Origin of the sequence: Psychroserpens algicola (assembly GCF_014526325.1) — a bacterium.
Classification (GTDB): Bacteria; Bacteroidota; Bacteroidia; order Flavobacteriales; family Flavobacteriaceae; genus Psychroserpens; species Psychroserpens algicola.
In genome coordinates, this window is record NZ_JACNMJ010000007.1 from 129349 (window position 1) to 151200 (window position 21852).

At 30.1% G+C, this 21852-nt stretch carries 24 protein-coding genes and 1 pseudogene; 1 reads left to right on the forward strand and 24 read right to left on the reverse strand.

The window, feature by feature from the left end; all coding sequences use genetic code 11:
* Positions 1–13: 13 nt before the first annotated feature.
* The 17 genes from H7350_RS14295 to H7350_RS14375 all read right to left on the reverse strand — a co-directional run bounded on the left by H7350_RS14295 (position 14) and on the right by H7350_RS14375 (position 14149).
* Positions 14–427 carry a VOC family protein gene (locus H7350_RS14295; protein WP_204346602.1) on the reverse strand — a complete coding sequence of 138 codons (414 nt, stop codon included), beginning with the start codon at positions 425–427 and terminating at the stop codon, positions 14–16.
* A 54-nt stretch (positions 428–481) separates the two neighbouring features.
* Complete coding sequence (locus H7350_RS14300; protein WP_204346603.1) at positions 482–1111, reverse strand: hypothetical protein; 630 nt, start codon at positions 1109–1111, stop codon at positions 482–484.
* A gap of 9 nt (positions 1112–1120) precedes the next feature.
* Positions 1121–1519 (reverse strand): lipocalin family protein, encoded by a 399-nt coding sequence (locus H7350_RS14305; RefSeq protein ID WP_204346604.1) that lies wholly within the window; start codon positions 1517–1519, stop codon positions 1121–1123.
* Positions 1520–1694: 175 nt separating this feature from the next.
* Positions 1695–2243, reverse strand: a complete 549-nt coding sequence (locus H7350_RS14310; protein WP_204346605.1) for a VOC family protein — start codon at positions 2241–2243, stop codon at positions 1695–1697.
* 274 nt (positions 2244–2517) lie between these two features.
* Positions 2518–3153 carry a hypothetical protein gene (locus H7350_RS14315; protein WP_204346606.1) on the reverse strand — a complete coding sequence of 212 codons (636 nt, stop codon included), beginning with the start codon at positions 3151–3153 and terminating at the stop codon, positions 2518–2520.
* 28 nt (positions 3154–3181) lie between these two features.
* Positions 3182–4606, reverse strand: coding sequence for a T9SS type A sorting domain-containing protein (locus tag H7350_RS14320; RefSeq protein ID WP_204346607.1), 1425 nt, complete (start codon positions 4604–4606; stop codon positions 3182–3184).
* A 185-nt stretch (positions 4607–4791) separates the two neighbouring features.
* On the reverse strand, positions 4792–5589 hold the full coding sequence (locus H7350_RS14325) for an alpha/beta hydrolase (RefSeq protein ID WP_204346608.1): 798 nt from the start codon (positions 5587–5589) through the stop codon (positions 4792–4794).
* A gap of 166 nt (positions 5590–5755) precedes the next feature.
* Positions 5756–6226 (reverse strand): hypothetical protein, encoded by a 471-nt coding sequence (locus H7350_RS14330; RefSeq protein ID WP_204346609.1) that lies wholly within the window; start codon positions 6224–6226, stop codon positions 5756–5758.
* A 234-nt stretch (positions 6227–6460) separates the two neighbouring features.
* On the reverse strand, positions 6461–7252 hold the full coding sequence (locus H7350_RS14335) for a class I SAM-dependent methyltransferase (RefSeq protein WP_204346610.1): 792 nt from the start codon (positions 7250–7252) through the stop codon (positions 6461–6463).
* Between the two features lie 258 nt (positions 7253–7510).
* Positions 7511–8224 (reverse strand): fibronectin type III domain-containing protein, encoded by a 714-nt coding sequence (locus tag H7350_RS14340; protein WP_204346611.1) that lies wholly within the window; start codon positions 8222–8224, stop codon positions 7511–7513.
* Between the two features lie 361 nt (positions 8225–8585).
* Entirely contained in the window at positions 8586–9083 is a 498-nt protein-coding gene (locus tag H7350_RS14345; protein ID WP_204346612.1) for a hypothetical protein, read from the reverse strand.
* 153 nt (positions 9084–9236) lie between these two features.
* A complete protein-coding gene (locus H7350_RS14350) occupies positions 9237–10211 on the reverse strand; it encodes a WD40 repeat domain-containing protein (protein ID WP_204346613.1) in 975 nt (324 codons plus the stop codon).
* Positions 10212–10369: 158 nt separating this feature from the next.
* Positions 10370–10807 (reverse strand): hypothetical protein, encoded by a 438-nt coding sequence (locus tag H7350_RS14355; RefSeq protein WP_204346614.1) that lies wholly within the window; start codon positions 10805–10807, stop codon positions 10370–10372.
* Between the two features lie 139 nt (positions 10808–10946).
* Positions 10947–11708 carry a DUF6090 family protein gene (locus tag H7350_RS14360; RefSeq protein WP_204346615.1) on the reverse strand — a complete coding sequence of 254 codons (762 nt, stop codon included), beginning with the start codon at positions 11706–11708 and terminating at the stop codon, positions 10947–10949.
* A gap of 336 nt (positions 11709–12044) precedes the next feature.
* Positions 12045–12683: a T9SS type A sorting domain-containing protein gene (locus H7350_RS14365; RefSeq protein WP_204346616.1), complete on the reverse strand. Its 639-nt coding sequence runs from the start codon at positions 12681–12683 to the stop codon at positions 12045–12047.
* A gap of 161 nt (positions 12684–12844) precedes the next feature.
* Complete coding sequence (locus tag H7350_RS14370; RefSeq protein ID WP_204346617.1) at positions 12845–13246, reverse strand: hypothetical protein; 402 nt, start codon at positions 13244–13246, stop codon at positions 12845–12847.
* Between the two features lie 165 nt (positions 13247–13411).
* Positions 13412–14149 carry a DUF6090 family protein gene (locus H7350_RS14375; protein WP_204346698.1) on the reverse strand — a complete coding sequence of 246 codons (738 nt, stop codon included), beginning with the start codon at positions 14147–14149 and terminating at the stop codon, positions 13412–13414.
* A 219-nt stretch (positions 14150–14368) separates the two neighbouring features.
* Between H7350_RS14375 and H7350_RS14380 the strand changes: the two genes are divergently transcribed.
* Complete coding sequence (locus tag H7350_RS14380) at positions 14369–14929, forward strand: hypothetical protein (RefSeq protein ID WP_204346618.1); 561 nt, start codon at positions 14369–14371, stop codon at positions 14927–14929.
* 71 nt (positions 14930–15000) lie between these two features.
* Here H7350_RS14380 and H7350_RS14385 read toward each other — a convergent pair whose 3' ends face one another.
* From H7350_RS14385 to H7350_RS14415, 7 genes and pseudogenes are all read right to left on the reverse strand, one after another.
* Entirely contained in the window at positions 15001–15570 is a 570-nt protein-coding gene (locus tag H7350_RS14385) for a BspA family leucine-rich repeat surface protein (RefSeq protein ID WP_204346619.1), read from the reverse strand.
* A gap of 108 nt (positions 15571–15678) precedes the next feature.
* Positions 15679–17148 carry a hypothetical protein gene (locus H7350_RS14390; protein ID WP_204346620.1) on the reverse strand — a complete coding sequence of 490 codons (1470 nt, stop codon included), beginning with the start codon at positions 17146–17148 and terminating at the stop codon, positions 15679–15681.
* A gap of 352 nt (positions 17149–17500) precedes the next feature.
* Entirely contained in the window at positions 17501–17719 is a 219-nt protein-coding gene (locus H7350_RS14395) for a methyltransferase (protein ID WP_204346621.1), read from the reverse strand.
* A gap of 344 nt (positions 17720–18063) precedes the next feature.
* Positions 18064–19725, reverse strand: coding sequence for a hypothetical protein (locus H7350_RS14400; protein ID WP_204346622.1), 1662 nt, complete (start codon positions 19723–19725; stop codon positions 18064–18066).
* 172 nt (positions 19726–19897) lie between these two features.
* A pseudogene (locus tag H7350_RS17185) lies at positions 19898–20098 on the reverse strand (helix-turn-helix domain-containing protein); the annotation flags it as partial.
* Between the two features lie 220 nt (positions 20099–20318).
* Positions 20319–21062: a DUF6090 family protein gene (locus tag H7350_RS14410; RefSeq protein ID WP_204346699.1), complete on the reverse strand. Its 744-nt coding sequence runs from the start codon at positions 21060–21062 to the stop codon at positions 20319–20321.
* 15 nt (positions 21063–21077) lie between these two features.
* On the reverse strand, positions 21078–21833 hold the full coding sequence (locus H7350_RS14415) for a hypothetical protein (RefSeq protein WP_120202929.1): 756 nt from the start codon (positions 21831–21833) through the stop codon (positions 21078–21080).
* Between the last annotated feature and the right edge of the window lie 19 nt (positions 21834–21852).

A 21852-nucleotide genomic window follows, 5' to 3' on the forward strand; every position in this document is an offset into this window, starting at 1 on the left:
TTTTGTCGTTGTGTTATTTCCAAGGGTTATATGAGCCAAAACTCCAGATATGGCCTTCAAGATCTTTGCATGTATAGCCACGACCACCGTATGCTTCATCCTTAATTTCTAAGAGTATTTTTGCGCCTTTAGCAACAGCATTTTTATAATGGTCATCGATTTTTTCAACAATTATGTAAGGTGCTTGCGTGTTAATTTCGTTCAAACAGTTGGGTGTTTTTATCAATTTGCCGTATTCGTTGTTGTTTTCGGAACTTAGCATAATCATTGAATTGCCATACGTTAGTTGCGCATGTATGATTGTATGGTCTTCTCCTGGGACAACAAGGCGCTTTTCAAATCCGAAAGAATTACAAATCCATTCGATAGCTGCTTCTGCATTTTTATATTGTATTACAGGAATAATACATGCTTTATTTGTTGTCATGATTTAATTGATTATTAGTTTCTAAGTTACTAAAAAAACAATTGTTATTTGTAATCATTTCAAGTCTGTTTTGGCAATTTCCTCATTTCCGTAGTATAATGTTCCTCTTTTTATAAAGTCTGATGAGATATAAAAATAGATAAGAATTTTGCTATCATTTATAACTTTTGGCTTAAAGTGAAATACATGCTTATCTGGAAATTTGGGACTACCTAAATTTATAGGAATTATTATTCCGCTTACACCATCTATCTTGTAGTCCAAGTACGTGTCTTTAATATTTGGATTATATGTTTCCTGCATTTTACTCGATGGCTCTGGTTTCTTTTTAGTGACTAATTCAAATCGGGAATAATCGTTGTTATTTTCAGTTATAAAAATATCTAAAGGACGATATTGAAATTCAGGTTTTTCACTAACAAGATAAAATTTGTTAGGGTCAAATTTTCTTTTTTTAAGGTCAAGAGTTTTTACGTTCACTTCTAAAACAGTAATTCTAAAGCCGTTGAGTATTGTCCCAATGTAAGTTTTCGGATACTTATTTTTTAATTTGTTGTTCTTTACAAATTCAATTTCTATTGAATCTTGTTCAATAGTAGTCATTTGAGTATAACATTTTTGATATACCAAGATTGTGAAAATTCCAACTATGATTAGAGCTTTGTTTGTTTTGAATATGCTCATATTCTGTTTTTAATTTATTTTTTGGAATTTTTGAGAATATCCTTCGTTAGAAATGAAATTTAGAATTAGATATTCATCTTCCAGTTCAAAAAATAGTGTTGCAATGTTTGGATTTTGGCAGTTTGTTGATATTGTATTGTCACTCAAACTAAAGCTTCCAGAGGTTATGATTTCTTCAGAGTAAGGCTCACATAACGAACTATTAGTTGTTACAGTTTCGTTATTTGTAAATTCAATTATTTTTTCGCTTTCAACAGGTTGAAAAGTTCCGCTTCCATCTCCTGGGTCAGCCAAAACCTCAATTAATTTCCAACTTCCTATTAAATCAGTTTCCGAATTTTTGTCTTCATTTTTACTACAAGAACATAAAATTCCAACTGTAATTAAAGTCAATACTATTTGTTTCATTTTTGTTGTTTATATATAGATGCATAAACTCCTATTTGGTTGCGTTAAATTTCGATTAGGAATTCAGTCCTAATGAACTTTACTTTCTTATTGAAACTTATTGGCAACCGACTTTATCTTTTATTTATAGTGGCACTCAATTATTAATTCTTCAATAGTCCAATTGGCAATGTTCTTATTTTAAGTTTAGTTGCCACGAAACTCCAAATCTGTCTTCTACAAATCCAAATTTTTGACTGAAACCATAATTGTTTAATGGCATCATTACTTTTCCGTTTTCCGATAGTTTTTCAAAGAGATTTTCAAGCTCACTTTCATTTTTGCATTCAATGTAGTTGGAAACTGCTGGTGTGAAATCCCAATCGTGAATGGGAGGACTGTCGCTGCACATAAATAAGTTTCCGTTTAAATCAAATGTAGCGTGCATAATTTTTCCTTCTTCAACGGGTCCTTCTTTTCCCCAACGCTGTACATCAATAATTTTGGAATTAGCGAACAATTCCACATAAAAATTCATTGCTTGTTCTGCATTACTCTTTTGAAATGTAAGAAACGTAGTAATTTCTTGTTTCGTTTCAGACTTATCTTTGATTAGTATGCTTTTTAAGCTATCATTTTCAGATTGTAATCTCTCAATTTTACTAGTTGTGTTTTTGTCAGATTTATAATCCGAGCAACTAATTGTCGTTAAGATTACAATTAAAATATGAATCGTTTTTTTCATATTATTAGGTTTTTTTAGTTTGTTACCTATGTATTCGAGTGTGGTTAGTTATATAGGCTAGTACTAAGTTAGTAAATAGAAGCCGAACAAGAGACGAATGTGCTGGAGTTTTTGAATATAGACAACGTTTGAAATTGGCTATACATGTAGTTATATCCAGTTTTCTATTTTTTCTTTTCTACTTAAATATTGAGGTTTTTGATTAGTTAAAAACAAACATAAACATAAAAGTAAGTAAATAATATCCTCTTAATCAACTTAATAATAAGTCTATTTATTTAGGGCTTTTCTTTTTAAATTTAAAAACTATAGAAGCACAAGCTATCTCATAGTTTTTTGAATTGTCTTTTCTTTTATCGACATGACATTTATCTATGTAATACCTATAAGGTGATAAGTCAAATTCAGAAAATAAGTCTGTTATTTCTTTCAGAAGATTTGCTTTGTAGGCATGCTTAGAAACTATTCCCATTGAGTTCACTATTCCATTCTCAACTTCACTTCTTTTGAGTTCTGCTTGAATTTCTGGGACTTTGGAAATATTTGATAAAAGCTCATTATTACCAGCCCAAATAAAAACAGATTTTAGCTCATTCATATCCGTTTTATATTTAATAGAATTGATTACTGTCTTTAATTTATTTATTTGACTATCAAATGAAGCTTCTTTTTCCATAGTTATAGTCAATCTATTTTTTTCAGCTACGATCTCAAATTCTGTTGAATCTATTTTTAAATATTTCCGATTTGAATCTGACCAAAAGTCATTTTCAACTTGAACTTCATTTTGTTCATTACTTTTATTTTTTTCTGAATTTACCTTTGAATTACAAGAGATTAGATGTAAAGTGAAAAGAAGTATTAAAGTCACTTTTTTGAGATCCATTTTCTTTTTGGTAATTCCTATCAATGATTTGTGTTATTATTAATTTTTTAGATTAATTGACTACTAATTTCTTAGTTATCTTTGCTTTATTGGTATAAATTTCAACAACATAAATTCCTGAAGTTAATTTTGAAGTGTTTATTACATGAGTTTTGCTAGAGTTAACCAATTTACCTAAACTACTATAAATATTAACATTCTCTAATTCTAGTTCTTCAGACAATTGAATAGTGAATTGATCGCTAGCAGGATTAGGGAACAAGCTTATTGTTGAGTTTGCAAAATCAGAAACAGACAATAAAGCACTTAAATCAAATACTCTTGCATGTCCGGAATCAGCACCATTACCATCATTCAAATCTGCTCCTATTATTAGAGTATTTGCATCTGAAGACAAGCTAATGCTCTCTCCAGAATAATCTAAACTTGCTTCACCGAAGATAGCATTCCCAATCTGAACCCAAGAATTACTCTGATTTTTAAATATTCGCGTACGCCCTGTATCTGTTGAACCACTTGTACTGCCTATTTCTCCAATGGCTAAAACTTGACCATCTGAAGACAAACTTACACTCGACCCAGTTCTATAATGGGCTACTTCACCAATAACTGGACTTCCAACTTGATTCCAGCTTTCCGATTCATAACTAAAAACTCTTACACGTCCTCTTTGAATTAAACTATCCGAAAAATCTGGTTCACCAATAGCCAAAATATGACCATTTGAAGATAGACTAACTGCTCTATTAGGAAATTGGCTACCTACTATAGGTATTTCACTACCCAATAATGTCCAGGTTCCAGATACATTTTCATAAATTCTTGCTGAGTCATTGTTTAATATGGCAACAATACTTCCGTCAGACGACATGTCTACACTACGTCCCGAATGTTCTGCCATGATTAATCCGTTAATATCACTGCCAACTTGATTCCATGAGTCGGTTACATATTGGAAGATTTGTGTAACTCCATCATTTGGAACATTTGGAGCAGAAACTGCTCCTATAACTATTGTATTTCCATCGGCAGATAATTTGATACTGTTACCAAAATTACTTTCAGATGTGTTATTAGAAATGTTATTGCCTTTTGGTATCCAGATTCCTGTGTCGCTGTTATAACTATATATCCTTACGAAATTGCCTAGCGAACTAAATGCCATAGTATTTCCATCGGCAGATAGACTCACGCTATAGGCTCCAATACTACCAAAATTCTCACCATTGATGTCGGTGCCGTATAAGGTCCAAATGCCTTCAATATTTTGAAACACACGTATGCGACCATCTCCATTATTACCAGAGAACCCGACTATGGCAACAATATTGCCATCGGATGATATGCTAACACCTGTACCAAATCGATCACCTGATAAAAGACCATCTATATCATTTCCTATCTGAGTTTGGGCATTTACGAATAATGAAGAAATGATCAAAATGGCAATTACACATTGTTTTTTTATGCTTTTCATCTTTTTATTGTTAAATACAATTCATAAATGCTAAACTTTATAATTATACACAAGGTGTTGTATTAGGAATAGCTACAGAAAATCAGCTATGATTTTCGCTCTAAAACGAAGATAACGAATTGTAATGAGTTTGATTAGGAATTCGATCGCAATAAGTTATACACGTTATTGCAGCAGTTTTTTATTTATTCTTTCTCAAATATAAATTTCATTCCATCATAGAAACTTGAATAGGGAACGTGTCCAGCATTTTCGTAAGTCTTATATTCAAATTTTATTCGATTGTCTAGCTCATATTTCATTCTCTTGAATAAATCAACCATTGATTGGTGTATTTCTTTGTTTGGGTCTAATGGGTCAGCTAAAGAGTTTGCTACAAATATTTTTTTTCCTTTTAAATTATCTTTGTTTTGAAAAGATTTGTCTGCTAGTTTATTGAAATAGGTGTTCATATCAGCAAACCAACCAGCACAATTTCCGATATAATTATCAAACAATTCTGGTTTTGATAAAAAGGCATACATTACAAATAACCCGCTCAAAGACCTGCCTCTAATAGTTTTCTGGCCATTTGTACGATATTTTTTATCAATATAAGGTACTAATTCGGTTTCAAGGAATGATATGAAATTTTCGGCTTTAGGATTCTCCACTTCATATGATGGTCTGCTAATTGGCATCATATCTCTGTCTCGGTCCGTATTTGTAATTGCTACAATAATGATTTCTAAGCGTAGATTATGTATTATTAATCGAGCATCTATGAGATTATTTACACTTCCATCTAACAAAAAGAGAACAGGATAAGTTTCGTTAGATGTCTCGTAGTCTTTTGGAAGCGATACAATGATTGGTCTATTCTCATTTAATATTTTTGATTGAAGACTGTCTTTAATTCCAATTTTCACATTAACATCTTGAGAATAACCAATTCCGGATTTTAAAAATCCTACGAGTATAAAAAATAAAACATAGTTTTTCATATTGTTGTACTTTCCTTATTTATTTTCTCTTCAATAACATATATATCCTCAAGTAAATCTTGTAATTGTTTGATACGACTTCTTTCCGAAACCTATTGTTTTTTTAAGATCATTTATAATCCGATTTGCTTCAATGCGATTTTGAAAGTTTTTTAAATCAATTAATTTAATCCTTTCGACTTTTGAGTATTTTTTTAATTTTCTTTGAAGGTTTCATTTTGTTATCAGAATTAGAACAGTAATTCACTAAAATATCTTCAGCTTGATTATAAATTTGTTCACTGTCTAATTTTTCACTTTTACTTTCTATCACAACTTTAGACATTGCAGCCATATAGAGTCCAAGTAAATCATCATTTCCTTTAGTTAATTCCATGGCTTTTTCTCCAATTTCGAAAGTGTAGTCAGGTGTTCCCATCATCCATTTCATTATATATTGAATGGAAATTAATCGATTTAATTCTGATTTATTAGCAGGATTATTAAACAAATAATTAGCACAGAGTAATACTTTACTTTCTTCTGTTTTGTAGCTTTCTACAGATTTAAATTCATAATTATTTAATTCAGCAAAATTTTGCCCTATTGACAAATGAGAAATAAAAGCGATAACAACAGTTAGGATAATTTTCTTCATAAGATATAGTTTTTGTTTTGATATGGTGGATAATGAGTTTGAGTATAATTTGCTGCCTGATTCTCTTAAAGTTAGGCAAAAGCTTTGGAGAAGGAGTAAGGATGAACCAGACTAATTTTCCGAGTTTTATTTACATATAAATAAAAGTATAAAAAAATATTGCTTTTAAGCAACTTAGCAGTTAAATATATACATTGGTGTATGTGTTAAACTAATAATTAATGACTTACGCTCTTATCTTGATGGCTTTTGTCCTATTAAATATAAATAATCTCCAAAGTCATTTTCGTATGATTTTATTATTTCTTTAATTTTTCCATTATCAATATCTTTTCTCAATTTCATTAAACCGTTTGTTACTTCTGTTCGATTTGATAATGATGAAAATGAAGAAATTCCGTTTCTGATGTTTTCATCAAAATACAATTCAGGATTTTGTTTGCCACAATACAAAAATTGGTCTTCCAAGTCAGACTTTATGAAATACTTATGGGATTCAAGATATTCGATTCCACTATCTCTCATAGCTTTCTTGACGTTAGCCATTGTAGGCATTTGAATTATTGAATCGGATAACATTTTCGGAAAATAATGGTTTAGCCAATATCCTTTCATTTGTTCAGGTGTAGATGTGAAAATCACAATTCTACCGTTAGTTTTCAAGACTTTATTCAACTCTGAGAAGGCGGTTTTTAAATTCTTCCAATGATGTATGGTTAGAGTGCCTATAATTCCATTTACAAAGTTTTCAGGAAGTCCAGTATTCTCTGCAGAACCAATTCTCCAATCAATTTTATCATTTTGGAGTTTTGCTTTTTCTAACATCAGTTTAGATGGATCAATTCCAATAACATTACAACCGTTTTTTTGAAGTTCATTAGTATAATTTCCTGTTCCGCAACCAATGTCTAAATATGTCCCGTTTTTTATGGGCTGTAAATGAGAAAGTAATTGTTTGGTTAAATATTTGTCTGCTTTTCGGGTCAGGTTGTAATTAACTCCTATGTTATCGTATTTGGCGCTCATCCTTTTGTTCAGCTTACAGGTAACGTGTTGTGTAAGACTAGTAGCGTTGGCTAGCACTAATTTAGCAAAAGAAAACTAAGCAGAAGACATTTACTGGGATTTTCCAAATACACATAGAGCGAGCAAATGGTTATATACGTTTTTGGCAAATCATTTTTAATTTTTAAACAGAAGTAGTTAAACTATAATAGGCTTTCTTAAGAAGATTAATTTAAATCTACCTAAAAAAGCCCTTAAAGAAAGATCTTTAATTTAATTTTATTCGCCAATAATTATGGTAACTCTGGCTGTTGCGGTGACGGCTTCACAATTGTCTATTGCCTCATCAAGATAAATTAAAGAACCGCTTCCAGTACTGGTGTTAGCATGGTAAACACCTGGTGTATATTCTGTAAGATGACTAGCGCCTGATCCAACATTATTACCAATAGGTAAATCTGAATCGGGTGTCCATGAATATGTTCTTCCAACATTTGAAGGTATAGGATCTGGACTATATTCTAATATTTCAACATAATAACTAACAGCATCCTCTACGGCATTAATTTCAAAATAATTTACAATGCCATAACCACCTGAACCTTCCCACCATCTACATTGTATGTCTACCTCAAAAATGATTACTTCTGGCAGAGTAGTAAAAAAATAAGGTGCTTGTGAAGTACCGCCATTACCATCTCTTGCTTCGACATAACCTTCATAAAGTGTTTCTGGCTCTAAACCTGAAAAGCTGTAACTTAAGGAAGTACCTCCCGAAGCTATTTCTTGTCCGTCTAATATTATTGCATAAGAAACTTCATCACCATCAGGATCGTTAGACTCTGTCCATTCAATAGTTGCTCCGTTAAATCTTGTTTCTATAGTGTTAGTAGAGAAGATACCTGGTGCAGTATTGTTTGGATCATCTTCATCGTTTGAACAGGCAGTAAAAAGTAATACAAAGATGATTACTAAAGGCTTGTAATTTTTCATAATAATTGGATTTAATACTTTTGCTATTGCATCGGATGATTTTTAAAATGTCATCATCTGTATTGATTTAAAAGCTCAATTTTTTATCAACTATTATGCATAATTTGTCATTAATGATTAACTCAGAGATAATTTATAAATAACAGGTTAAGATTAATATATTATTTGATTAAAGATTTTGTTTAACTATGGAAATTGTTAGTTCTTTATTCAGGATGGGTAAAAATGTTACTTAAGAGTTGTGTATCATCTCGTTGTGCTGGCTGGGTCTAAGTCATTAAAAGAAAACTGACCAGCGGAAAACCTGAGGGGTTTTTAGAGTCTATACAGACCAAGTAATTATATTAACAACTGACTTTTTTCATTCCATCAAATGGCTAATATCTGATGTGGCATAAAAATAATATAGTCCAGTTCCTTCTCCTCCCATTGATTCGCTGTCAGCAATTGTTATTTTTAATTTTGGTAAAAGATAATTTCCTTTTTCTGTTTCCGAATATTCAATTCCGTTTTTTTGAAATTGTTTTATAAAATTCGAGATGTCTTTTCCAAAATCAAGTTTAATATTGTCAATTAAAATACTAAAACCAGAATGTACTTCTAATTCCTTCAAATTATTGTCTTTGTCGTAGTTTAGAAATAGCATATTATTTTTAGAGTTCAGGTTTTCGTAAACATCTCTTTTTTGATGAATATTCATACTTTCGTCTCCATCAAAAAATTGAGCCATGTCAATTATGTTGTCATCTTCCTTGTGCTTATTTCCCAATTTTTCTCTAACAGTATTTCGTTTGCTATTCCATTCTATTTTTACAGAATTAATAGTAAAGCCTTTATTTGGTAAATATTCTATGTTCATTTTTTAGCTTGTTGCCAAGGGTTTTATGTATAATTAGTATCGCGTTTAACACCTAAATTAGCGAATGCATACCGAATAGAAATTCCTCAAGAATTTTCGTAAGTAGGCGAGGACTAGCCATTGATTATATGCGTTGTCGTAAGTGGTCTTTTATCAGTATTGTAATTCCTTTATTTTATTTAACTCTTTGTCCCAAATCAAAATTTTTCCTTTTCCATCAGTTGTTACTATTCTACTATTAGATTTATTCCAATCAATGCCCCAAATTAGGTTTTCTGATTTTGATTGTTTGATTAAATCTCCATCTTTATTCCAAAGTCCTAAAAATTCGCTCGCAGTTGCTAAAATTTCACCATCATTTGACCACTTTATATTTCTAAATTCAGCTTTGCTTTTTTCGATATTCTTAATATTATCTCCGTTTGCCGACCAAAACTGCAATAGAGGCGGAAAGTCTTTTTCAAAATCCCCATAATCTCCAGTAACAAAGAATTCGCCACTAGGATGCCAATCTATACAAAGCATCAGAACTTCCTCTTTTCTTGGCTTAATATCAAAAATAGAATCTTTGTCAAAATTATAAACAGATATTTTTTCTCCAACAGCTACAACAATATTTTTTTCTGGATGCCAATCGAGACCAATTAGACCTTTTTGCTTGGTATTAATTTTTTTAATGATTTTTCCACTTTCATCGTATATATTAAGAGAGCCACTATAATCTCCAACAGCAAGTAGTTCTCCCATTTTGTTCCAGCCAATAGCTCTTACACCAAATTCATCAAGACTATCAAGTTGGATGCTTTCTTTTGATTTGGGATTAAATATTAAAGATTTAGATTTTTCTCCTTGCATTGCAATCGCAAGTTGATTTTTAAAAGGGTGCCATTTGGTTTTAGTTATAGTTCCTTCCATTGGAAAAGCTTTAACTAATTTGTAGGTTTTTGATGAAAATATTCTTAGTGTATCTTGTGTTCCTCCGACAGAAATTTGTTCGTCATTAGGATTCCAGCTCGCAGTCCAAAGCCACCAATTTTCTCTTTCATTTTCTGTCTTTTTTTCATCTTCTTTGCATCCATAACTAAGTGAAATAGATAAAAATAATAGTATTGAAATTTTTTTAATCATAAGTTGCTTTCAAGATGACTTACAACATCGTTAAGTCTGATTTCCTTATGTTGGTTAGGTCTAAATTAACAAAAGAAATCGAGTCTGAGGGAAATTTATGGATTTTCCAAGTAGGTTAGTGGCAGCAATGCATTAAACATGTTGTTGGCTAACGTTTATCAGAGGTAATTGAAGAATAATTCTACAATCACACCAAGGACAATACTGAATAAAGCTCCTAAACTAGATAAACGTTTTAATTTAAATCTGTTTGAAAATGCCAACCATAGACATGACACAGCACAAATTGCCAAAATTATAGTTCCATACATAGGCATGATGCTATTGAAGAGCCCTATTTGATTGAAAAAGGGATCTAACAAAGCTGTAAAACCAAAAAGAGCCAAAGTGAAATTTGTCTTTTCATGTCCAATAAATAAATAATAGCTTGCAATTAACAATTCAATACTTATTGCTAAAGGACCATATTGGTTATAGTATTCTCTTTTAAAATATAACTCGAATCCTTGTGGAAAATCAATCTTCATTAAAAAGGCTACACTCAGAGCTAGTCCGATAATCAAAAGTGATAATGCAATTGTCCTTCTTTTTTTCATGAGGTTTTACTTAATATCTAGTCCAGAAATATGGCTAGTTGCGTTGGCTAGGTCTAAGTTAATAAAAGAAAACGAACCAGAGGAAAATCCGTAGGACTTTAGGAGTACACACAAACCGAACAATGAATTATACACGTTGCTAGTCTTTCGTTATTTTGTCAATTTCAGCAATTACCTCATTATTAATTTGTATTAAGGCATTATACTGAGGAATAATAGTTATGTCACGGAGAGATGCTTTTGCGATGATATTTCTATAAAGTATGGAACTATGTATTTCATTGAAAAACTTTGCTATTTCTACCATTGTAATATTTGCTTTTTTCATTGCATCTTCATCCATACTTAAAAAAGCATATCCAGTATTCAAATCAGTTATATATGACATACGAGCTTCTAAATCGTCTATAGTTTTATTTGTTTCATTTTCAGTAATTGATACTGTTTCTATGGCTGTTTTTTGCTCAAGCAATAATTTATGTAAAGTACTGCCATTTATCAAACTTAAATAGGGCGATTTTTCTAAAGCGTCAAATCCACTTGTGTTTGCTCTAAATGAAATTGCATCAAAACATCGAGCAGCCTCCATTGTTGTCTGTGGATTAAAATTATTGTTAAAGAAAGTTAGTTGTTCTTTTTTATAATTTGGTATCAATTTTTCTCTTAGCATCTTTAACGAATCAAGCAAGACTAGATCACTTTCAATATTACCTTTTATGATTAAAAGGTTTTGTTGTAACGCTTTATTTTCTTTTTTTTCTTCATTCAAATTGTTAATCTGTAGAGCTATTAAAATTCCAATAACTACTAATATAATTTCTCCAATAGCATAAAGTAGATACTTACTGAACTTATTTTCAGCCAGCGTTTTTTGGCGAATTTTTCTAAAGAATTTAATCATTTGTTTAGTGGTTGGTCATAATGAATACCAACGATTTTGGTTATGATTTCGTTACGGAATAATGGGAGACCATTTTTCTGTCGTTGCCGAAAGATAGCAAAAATGTGTTGAATTTCAGACATGAAAATCCGCCGTAATGAATTGTAGTCAATAATGTAAAGCGTTGTCATTTATAAGTTTAAAGTAAATATTTTGGGGATTTGGAAATGTTATATTCACCTAGGTTGTAAATTTATCAAAAGAACATTGTTTCGCTGTCATTTAGAATAGCTAGTAAAAAAGTACTTTTTATTAAATCAAGTAATAAACAAGTCTTACATGTGCTGACATATTTTGTTATTTCTTGATCAGTTTTTTATAAAAAACTTTATTGTCAGTTTCGACTGCAATAAAATAAACACCTTGATTTAAGTAAGAAATGTCAAATTCAATATTTTCGCTAAGAAAATTATCTAATCTTATGACGACTTTACCAATGCTGTCTAATACATAAATTTGTTTGAAGAAAACCTTTTCAATTTTTAAATTGACTTTTGTTGATGCAGGGTTAGGAAATATAATAAAACTTTCCTTTTCTAAATATTCAAAATCATTGGTTGATAAAGAGTTAAATTGCGCACTGATTGTATCTGTATCTGTTACGACAGTTGAATCACATGTTGTAGAACCCTGTGAAGATACAATGACAGCAATATTAATAGTGTAATCACCACTATTAGTTAATGGGATAAAAAAATCATTATTTTCATAGTTATGCGCTAAGGTACCGTCATCTCTAAAACAAATTGAAAGATTTATTACATTATCTTCTATTGAAAAATCACTACTTAATAAACTAAATCCTTGAAACCAAAAAGTTTCAACATTTATATTAAAACCTCCTGTTGTCTGTGAGGCAGAAGTGCTAAGTATATCTATTGCAAATGATGGTAAAGAAACTAAGAATAGAATTAGAGGAAGTATTATTTTTTTCATTTTCAAATATTTTATTCTGTTCAATTAACCAAAATATAAAAGTAATACTGTTTGTCTAGGTCTAAGTTAATAAAAGAAAACTGACCAGAGGAAAATTCCGCAGGAATTTTCCGAATACACACAGACTAGAAATTAACTATACACGTTGTTGTGCATAGTTATTATTCACCTACAACACCGATAAATTCTAAATATTCTGTCTCTGCAATGTAAATTTCTAATAATTCGTTTTTTGTGAATTCAGTTTCTCTATTTTTCAAGACATATTCCACTAAAGCATTAATATCCAATTCTGCATTTGAGTCTGATTCATTTAATTGATACAGATTTTCAGAGTTAAAATCAATTTCATTCATAAATTTTTCTTCCGCAATGAGGGCGTCATGAATCGAATTCAAATCAAATATTTTTTGATCAAGTTTTAATGCTATGAAACAAGAAGCCTCATTTATATCATATATTTTTTTTCCAGCATTATTTTTGTTTACGACACAAATAGGTGCATTCTTGCAAGAATTCAAAAAAAAAAAAATTAGTAATAAAATCTCGAATGCTTTTTTCATTTCGTGAGTTTCCTCAAATTATGCACAATGTGTTGTGTATGATTTCTTAGTTTTGTCTAGGACTAAATTAATAAAAGAAAACTGACCAGAGGAAAATCCGTAGGAATTTCCGAGAACATACAGAACGAACAATTAATTATATACGGTGTTAGCCTTTTGTTATTTTTAATCAGTTGTTTTTAATTTTTCAAATAATATAGTTGCTGATTTTTTATATTCTCTTAAATAAGGCAAATAATTTTGAATTGCTATTAATCTATATGTGACTACTTTATTTTTAAAAATTCTATTGCTTGCAAAAAAATCTATCATTTCAGGATTAAACTTTCCATACATAAAGTCAGAGTACCAAGAAAATTGCTCAAAATATCTTATTGTATTGAATGACTCTTCCTTTAATTTGTTAAGTACTAGATTTAAAGGTTCAGCATTTTTATAAAATTGAATAATTTCATTTGTAAGGTCTTTATTTTCTTTTGCGTTGTAATCATTATAAGTTTTAAGTAGCTCTACACCTTTTTCTTCAAATTCAAAAGGTATAAAGGCATTAATATCACCTTGACACGGTATACATTCAGAATAATTATTGGTATTGATTGAATCTAAAAGAATATTCGAATACTCTTCTGTAATCATAGTTTCTAATCTTAATTCCAATTGTTTATATTGTTTTATAATAATTTCTAAATTTGTGAGGTCAGACTTTAAATTTAGTTCAACTTCTTTATAGATATTATTAAGTTGGTTTTCACTTTTTTTATTCTCATTCCAGTTATTAATCTGTAATGCTATCAAAATACCAATAACTACGAGGATAATTTCTCCAATAGCATATTTAAAATACTTTCCAGTTTTATTTTCCATAAGCAAGTTTTGGCGAATTTTTCTAAAGAATTTTATCATTGGTTAGCGGTTTCTTATAATGAAGGACAACGTATTGTGTATGATTTCGTTGTGTTGGCTAGGACTAAATTAATAAAAGAAAACTGACCAGAGGAAAATTCGTAAGATTTTCCGAGTACACATAGAACAAGTAATTAGTATACATGTTTTTGTGGTGTCGTTTTATAATTTATATATAATTTTTATTATTTTAGTTAAATACTTGAAAATAAAATGGTTATGAAACTTGAACTGCTATTGTTTGTAATGATTATTGTTGCATGTTCGCCACACAATAATAATGATGATTTTCCAGAACCAAATCAATATAACGGTGAGGATTTGTTTTCACAATCTTCTGATACTGAAAAGATTTTGATGGGCAAATGGTATTATGGGTATGGTTATAATGAAATGCAAGACGGAACCGTTGAAATTAGTTACGAAACGGGACTTCATTGGCCAACTGGAGATAGAACCGATACAATACAATTTTATTCCAATAAAATGGTTGGTTATAGTTGGGACTGTCCTTATGAAAATCCCTCAAAACCCCTCGTTAAACTTGCAGTATCCGAAGCAGCATATTTTTATTGGTGTTTTCCAAGTGGAGTAAATGGTTGGCTTATTAAAAATGATACTCTTCATTATTACAGAGGATTTGATACAAATGATTTCATTTCTTATCCAATAGTCGAAATAAATAACGATTCAATTTTTTTCTTGAGTAGAGATTGGCCAGTAAATAGTCCCACGGGAATTGATAAGGAATATGCTGTTTTCTTTAAAAAACCAGAATGAAGTATATCTACTAACATTTAAAAAACTAATAGCCATTGCTGTGCTTCGTTATTTTTAATAAGACTATGAACTTAATCTTGGTATTTACATGTAGCTCGTAATTTTGGTCTTTTAGATAATGGCCATGGACTTTCTGCTTCAATTCCGTCGAGTTTGTTCATCGCTTCTGTATAGTTCCAATAAAATTCTTTACACTTAGTTACATTGCGTGCATCCCAAGAACTTAAATCTTGATTGAACTCTTCCGCATTGCTAAACATATGAGTCATGTCAGTTACTTTGCTTACGTTCCAAGTACTTATATTTTGATTGAACTTATAACCACTGGCAAACATACCAGACATATCAGTCACATTACTTACATTCCATGAACTTAAATCTTGATTGAAGTTTGATTGAGCAAACATACCAGACATATCAGTCACATTACTTACATCCCAGGCACTAACATCCGCATTAAAGTTTTCATCACTTAAGTATCCAAAAGCACTAGACATATTAGTTACTTTACTAACATCCCAATTTGGCATTGCACCATATTCACTGCTGCTACATAACCCATCAACTGGATTAGTTTTTAAACAAGTTTCTATAGCCTTCTCAAAATTATCATCCGTAATAGCCGTTTGAGAGTATCCCAATATTGAAATAAAACACATAATAAAAGTAAATTTTTTCATAACATTATTTTTATTAAAATTTAGATTTTCCATTGTATTAATTATTAAAATTTGTTTTTATTAATTTTTCTAGTATTTGCTAAACTTATATCTCTCTTCAATTTTTCCTTTTTCATTTGTAATATATAACGACTCAATATTTCCTTTATAATCAAATTTAAATCTATGATTTTTAAATTTGCTCCTTTTTGATTTTATCTTATATTCCATATTGGTTATTGCACCACTTGATGAAACCTGCATAATTTCAGGCATTAAAATTTCTCCAGAACCAAAAACCTTTTCATCTTTATAATTATAAAACTCAAAGTGCATTTTCTTTTTCCACCAAAAATTCAATGTTCTTTGCTTTAATTTATTTCTGTAATAATAATTTATTTCATCTTTAGAGCTCAGAACTCCATATTTAATTGAAGCCCCTGTTTTTAAAGACTCTATAAACGGGTTAGGTATTATTTCATATGAAATGTCATATGCTAAATATCCTTCTTTAAGATTAAAGTACTTGGCAACATAAAAGCCATTGTCTTGTTTTATATAAACTTGTTCAAAAATCGCATTTTCTTGATCTACTTCTTTACCAGAGGAATCAAAATAAAACACGTCATTAAGTGCATTATCCAAAAAAATCACATATTCAGGTTTGTTTTTTAGTTCATTTAATCTTTTTTCTTCTGTAATGCGTCGATCTTCCTCAATTCGTTTTTCCTCAGTAATACGTGCATTTTCGATTCGTTTTTCTTCTAGTTTTTTATTTCTTTCTTTTTCCTTTCTTTCATATATATTACCTATAAAATTACCCAATAGTTCACCTCCATCTCTTGCTAAGTTATCCATACTTTGCTTAAACATTCTCTGTCTTTCTGCTTCTGCTTCCTTCCTTCTTTTCTTGATATTTCTAATAGCTTGACCACCATCATCAAAATCTTCATTTGCTTTAGTTTTTTCTGCTGTATAGTTGGCCTTATCTTCATTGTTGTTGTCATTGGTATTCGTTGTTGAAGTTGAACTATTAGTATTTGAAGAAGCACTGTTAGTGTTGCTAAAACCTAAACTTACTTCTTTTTTAGACTCATTCGTTTCAATGTTTTTTAAATTAGATTTTGCATTAGCAATATCTCCATCTATCCCAGGTAGAAGTGAGTTCTCAAAAAATGCGACATAATCTTGGCCGCTGCGAGAAGTTACTTTTGCCAAGTCATTTAGTTGAGTATTATAATTATTTACTTGTGAATTATTTTTTATGTTGTTTTTGTATATTTCAGCTTCGCTTATAAAATTGCTTAATCTTTCTTTAGATAAATCACCTGATGTTTTCCTAAACCCACTATCGTACATGTTTTTGTAGGAATCTTTAAAACTGGATATTAAATCTCTAAAATTTTTGTGCAATTTTCTGTATTTTTTATCATTTTCCTTATACTCTGAATTTACCCCTTGATCCTCAACTGTAACTTTATTATTATTTCCTTCTTGACAATAAGTAGAAGTAATAAAAAATGTGATTATGATAAGGATTATATAGTTTTTTAATTTCATAATATTAACTTTTTAATATGATACCATGATATCAATATTTATTTATATAAACAATACTCAAATTGAGTAGTTTACAGATTTTATTTCAAGTAATGAAGCAAAACGTGTTGCGTATGATTTCGTTGTGTTGGTTTGGACTACATTAATAAAAGAATACAGACCAGAGGGAAATTCATAGGATTATCCGAATAGGCTATAAATAGCAGTTAGTTATAGACGTTGTTGTAGGACGTTTTTTATTCAATCTTTTTTTTAGTCTTTCAGAGTACTTTTCTACTGTAACAAATCAATAAAAAAAACTATAGAAAGAGCTTATCCTTATTTTTTTTATTACATATAATTATACACAGTATTAGGCACTGTGTTTATATTGTTTATAATCATTTTCAGAGTGTTTTTTTACAAATAAAAATCTGTTTATCTGAATTGTAAATCCAGACCATTTCAAGTATGTATCTAATTCTTGCGGAAAATACATTCTCATATCCAAATTTTGTATTGAATGAAATTGTTCATTAATGAAATAATGCCACTCAATTCGATTAATTTGAGTTTTACTTTCGTATTTCATTGTTTGCTCAATTATTATCTTTCGGCATCCAATTTTTATAAAATTGTAAATCAGTCAGAAAAGTATTCAGTCCGTCATATATGTGGGGATCATAAATCAAATCACCAACTTTATATTCTACATTTGTTGTATTCTCCAAATTTCTGTTTATCAATTTTCGGTAAGTTTATTTTCAACTGAGCCTTCATTTTTTCAAATGGTTCACAAGGTGTTGTGTATGGCTAGTTGCGTGGTTAAGCAACTAATTTAGTAAACAAAAACGAACGCGAGAAAATTCCGAAGGAATTTTCCAAATAAGCAACGACCAAAGCAATTAATTATATACGTTGTTGTGTGCAGTTTTATTATTTATATAAAGTTGCGGTTGCAGAACAAGAAGAATCGGTAAAACAAGGGTCTCCAGAAATATTTTCTATTTCATATAAGAAGTTTGCATTGCCACTAAATTCATCATTTTCAAATATCCCCGAAAAACTTATTGTGTTCACTTCAGTGTAAGTCGATGTATTACCGTTATCACAGGCTTCAGTATATGGGTCAGAAGTTACAGTTAAATCAAAAGATAATTGGTTATCAATTAAAAGATATGTACTGGTAAAACCACTATATGAAACAGTTGTATTATCAGTATTAAAAGTAAATCCGACTATAGTTGGTGGAACACCAACTTCATCAGAACTACAACTTGTATTTTCTGTATTCATTATCCAAGTACCAGATAAATCAATTTCATTTTCTTTATTAATTCTGATTGGATAACTACCTTGAATATTATTAAAATTATCTTGGAAAGTAAAATTTAATGATGTGTCTATGTAGTCACCATCTACCATATTTTGGTCAATTATAGAAAATTTAGTTGTGATAGTATTATTTTGAAAAGATATTTCGTTAATATCAACATTGTCGTCAGCAACATCAAAATTTAAACTGTTAAATACTTCATCTGACATTTCTAATACTTGAATTTGAGATTCGTCAAGAATAAAAGTATCGAATGAAGAAAAATTAGTTGAAAGATTGTTGTTTACAAATTCTATTACATTATTGAGTTTATTAATTGCGTTATTCATGAGCCTTCTAGCAGAAAAGAATTTTTTAATTGATTCTATATTACTATCAGATTGTGATTCATCTAAAGGCTTTCCTTCGTAAACTATAATATCCTCTCTTGACAAGTTGTGAGAATAAATAATAATTTGGTCGCTATTTCCAGAAAGTGAAGAAGGAATATCGTTGATAAAAAAGTCTACAGTAAAAATGTTTCTACTTTTAACATCATAAAATAAATCCCAAGCATCATACCATGCTTTTACTGCTATTGCTGCAGCAATAAAATTTGCAAACGGAACTTCGATTAGTACAAATGCACTTAAAGAAGAAGCTACTGCTTTGCTTATAGCTTTACCTAAGTTGAAAAAAGCCTCGGTATCAGTTAAATTACTATAATTTCTAGCTAAAGCTGTTGTGTAATCTGTGCCATAAATCTCATCAATAAAGGGTTTATTTACGAAATAAAATTCAGCAAAAATTTGCTTATCTTCATTACTTGCTTGATTTAATTCTTGCTCGAATCTATCTAAAATTGATATAGCATTTTGAACTTGTGGGGAATTTGAATCATCATTTTCAATTTCCGTTTTAAATGTGTTCATACTTGTCAGAAGTGGACTTAGCGTTTCATCAACATTTTGTTCTAAAACAGTTTCTGAAACTTCATATTCAATTCTTCTATTTCCTAAACTAGGAATAGTTAAGATTTTTGTTTCAATGTTCATATTTGGTGGAACCATAAAAAATAGTTCTTCTTCTGATAATTTGTAAACAATAATAGCATCTTCACCAAAAGTAGCTGAATATTCTTCATTGTCACTACCACTATTTGGAATAGTTACAATTTGAGAGCGATAAACTACACCACCAATCTCTAATTCTTGTTCATTACTGTCATCTTCACTACATCCAACAAGTAGCAAAAAGATAAACAAAAAAGATAAATGTCTCATAATTTTAAATTTTAATGTTAAAAATAGTTTTAAATCATATTCAAACCAATACCAACTAATGGTGATTTTGCTGCATTCAAGGTTCTAACGCAACAAACGTTGCTTTTTTTTAGTTGATACTAAGCTACATTTTTTAGTTCAGAATCCATAATTTCTTGAGGCGTTTTATACCATCTTTAGCACACCAATGTGATAAATGAGCATCGTATTTATCATTGGTGTTACCGACTAATTTGTTTACTTCTCTAGTGATAGTTGATCTTGATCTTTTTAGCTGTTTAGCGATATAAGCTTTGGATCTATTTTCGTTTAAAAGAGTCTCAATTTGGATTCTTTCCTTTAGGGTAAGTCGTCTATGCTTTTTTACTTCCATTATAACAAATCTATAATTTTAGATTTGTTGCGTTAAGTTATTGAATAGAGCCATTGCTTGTTTATATTGTGGCTAACGTGTTGTGTATGATTTCGTTGTGTTGGCTAGGACTAAATTAATAAAAGAAAACTGGCTAAAGGAAAATTCCGCAGGAATTTTCCGAGTACACAAAAACCGAACAATGAATTATACACGTTGTTGTGCTTTCGTTATTTATAATTTAATCATATTGAGTTTCCTTAAGAATTTTATCATTTAATTTGTCTAATTCTATAAACAGATTTTTGTTATCTACCATCCAGTATAAAAAATTGTCAGTAAGATTTTCGAATTCAATTTCTTTAAAAATTTGAAATTTATCCACCTTCAGGTTTGATTTTTCTTTCCAATTTAATGGACCATAGGCATCGATGTCTTTATAGGAATATTTTTTTGATAAGTAGGGAGAAATCTCGTTATCAGATATTGCAGTAAATCTTGTTGTTCTATCTGTCAACGCCTTCATCGTTCGTCCCCAATTATATATTAAATTAACTAGTTCCTTATTTTGGAGTAAATCCAAACGACCTGATTGTATGAGACCAGAAATGGTGTTTTCCGAGGGTCTGAATATAGGAGGGTCAAAGGCATAAAAAAGTAAACTGTCGACATTTTGCTTTCTAAGATAATCTTCGTCTTTGCCCATAATATTCATTAATTGTTTAAGGGCTGCCTCACATAATTCAGCTTCCTCAATTCTTCTTTTTAAAATCGTTTTGTTTTGCAAATATTCGGTATGAATGTTCTTTACAATGGTTTGTTCTTCAAGCTTCTGGATTCGTTCTTGGTTCCAATTATTGATTTGAAGCGCAATCAAAATTCCAATAACCACAAGAACTATCTCTCCGATAGCGTATTTAAAGTACTTTCCAGTTTTTCCCTCGGAAAGTAAATTTTGTCTAATTTTTCTAAAGAACTTTATCATTAGTTAATTTGTGCTTTAGTTATTATAATTTTCTATCGCTGTTAATAATTCATTTCCAAAGGTTACTTGTTCCTCATAAAAACCTGTGAGTTCTGCTGTGAACAAAAAACCTCTATATAAAATTGATAATACTATATCATTTCCTTTGTGTTCGGTTAACATATCTGTATAATTGCCTAACGCTTCTCGCATTTTCTGATTTGGTCTTTTTTCAAGTTCTAACCAACTTGAAAAGAAACCACTTTTATGTAATTCCAAGTCCAAATCATTAGCCCATACTTGTAAACTTGTTTCTTCAAATATTACTTTGTCAACTGAATTATAATAATTATATATCAATTCTTCTATTTCAGAATTATCAAGGTGTTGTAAATATCCAGAGTTTTTTAAAGATTCAAACCCACTACGATTGAAATTCAAAGGTTGCTCTATAATCATTGCAAATACAGCATTGGTGATTTTTCGCTGGTCACTCCAATCTTTCTTGGAAATCAATTCTGTAGCCTGTGCACACAATAGTGATTGTTGCGACCTTGTCTCCATCATAAATTCTGCAACTTTAATATCGCTTTTTACATTTATTGCGATTTTTTCCAAGTAATTCTTGAGGGCTTTTTTTTCGTTTTTGATTTGATTTTGGTTGTTGACTTGAAGTGCAATCAAAATTCCAATAACAACAAGTATTATTTCGCCAACGGCATAAATTAAATACTTACTGAATTTGTTTTCAGATAGTAGTTTTTGTCTAAATTTTCTAAAGAATTTTATCATTGGTTAGCAGTTTCTGATA

Bases quoted from the DNA above. Each gene is read 5' to 3' on its own strand.
- H7350_RS14295 (WP_204346602.1), bottom strand. From the start codon at position 427: ATGACAACAAATAAAGCATGTATTATTCCTGTAATACAATATAAAAAT.
- H7350_RS14300 (WP_204346603.1), bottom strand. From the start codon at position 1,111: ATGAGCATATTCAAAACAAACAAAGCTCTAATCATAGTTGGAATTTTC.
- H7350_RS14305 (WP_204346604.1), bottom strand. From the start codon at position 1,519: ATGAAACAAATAGTATTGACTTTAATTACAGTTGGAATTTTATGTTCT.
- H7350_RS14310 (WP_204346605.1), bottom strand. From the start codon at position 2,243: ATGAAAAAAACGATTCATATTTTAATTGTAATCTTAACGACAATTAGT.
- H7350_RS14320 (WP_204346607.1), bottom strand. From the start codon at position 4,606: ATGAAAAGCATAAAAAAACAATGTGTAATTGCCATTTTGATCATTTCT.
- H7350_RS14325 (WP_204346608.1), bottom strand. From the start codon at position 5,589: ATGAAAAACTATGTTTTATTTTTTATACTCGTAGGATTTTTAAAATCC.
- H7350_RS14330 (WP_204346609.1), bottom strand. From the start codon at position 6,226: ATGAAGAAAATTATCCTAACTGTTGTTATCGCTTTTATTTCTCATTTG.
- H7350_RS14335 (WP_204346610.1), bottom strand. From the start codon at position 7,252: ATGAGCGCCAAATACGATAACATAGGAGTTAATTACAACCTGACCCGA.
- H7350_RS14340 (WP_204346611.1), bottom strand. From the start codon at position 8,224: ATGAAAAATTACAAGCCTTTAGTAATCATCTTTGTATTACTTTTTACT.
- H7350_RS14345 (WP_204346612.1), bottom strand. From the start codon at position 9,083: ATGAACATAGAATATTTACCAAATAAAGGCTTTACTATTAATTCTGTA.
- H7350_RS14350 (WP_204346613.1), bottom strand. From the start codon at position 10,211: ATGATTAAAAAAATTTCAATACTATTATTTTTATCTATTTCACTTAGT.
- H7350_RS14355 (WP_204346614.1), bottom strand. From the start codon at position 10,807: ATGAAAAAAAGAAGGACAATTGCATTATCACTTTTGATTATCGGACTA.
- H7350_RS14360 (WP_204346615.1), bottom strand. From the start codon at position 11,708: ATGATTAAATTCTTTAGAAAAATTCGCCAAAAAACGCTGGCTGAAAAT.
- H7350_RS14365 (WP_204346616.1), bottom strand. From the start codon at position 12,683: ATGAAAAAAATAATACTTCCTCTAATTCTATTCTTAGTTTCTTTACCA.
- H7350_RS14370 (WP_204346617.1), bottom strand. From the start codon at position 13,246: ATGAAAAAAGCATTCGAGATTTTATTACTAATTTTTTTTTTTTTGAAT.
- H7350_RS14375 (WP_204346698.1), bottom strand. From the start codon at position 14,149: ATGATAAAATTCTTTAGAAAAATTCGCCAAAACTTGCTTATGGAAAAT.
- H7350_RS14380 (WP_204346618.1), top strand. From the start codon at position 14,369: ATGAAACTTGAACTGCTATTGTTTGTAATGATTATTGTTGCATGTTCG.
- H7350_RS14390 (WP_204346620.1), bottom strand. From the start codon at position 17,148: ATGAAATTAAAAAACTATATAATCCTTATCATAATCACATTTTTTATT.
- H7350_RS14395 (WP_204346621.1), bottom strand. From the start codon at position 17,719: ATGAAATACGAAAGTAAAACTCAAATTAATCGAATTGAGTGGCATTAT.
- H7350_RS14400 (WP_204346622.1), bottom strand. From the start codon at position 19,725: ATGAGACATTTATCTTTTTTGTTTATCTTTTTGCTACTTGTTGGATGT.
- H7350_RS14410 (WP_204346699.1), bottom strand. From the start codon at position 21,062: ATGATAAAGTTCTTTAGAAAAATTAGACAAAATTTACTTTCCGAGGGA.
- H7350_RS14415 (WP_120202929.1), bottom strand. From the start codon at position 21,833: ATGATAAAATTCTTTAGAAAATTTAGACAAAAACTACTATCTGAAAAC.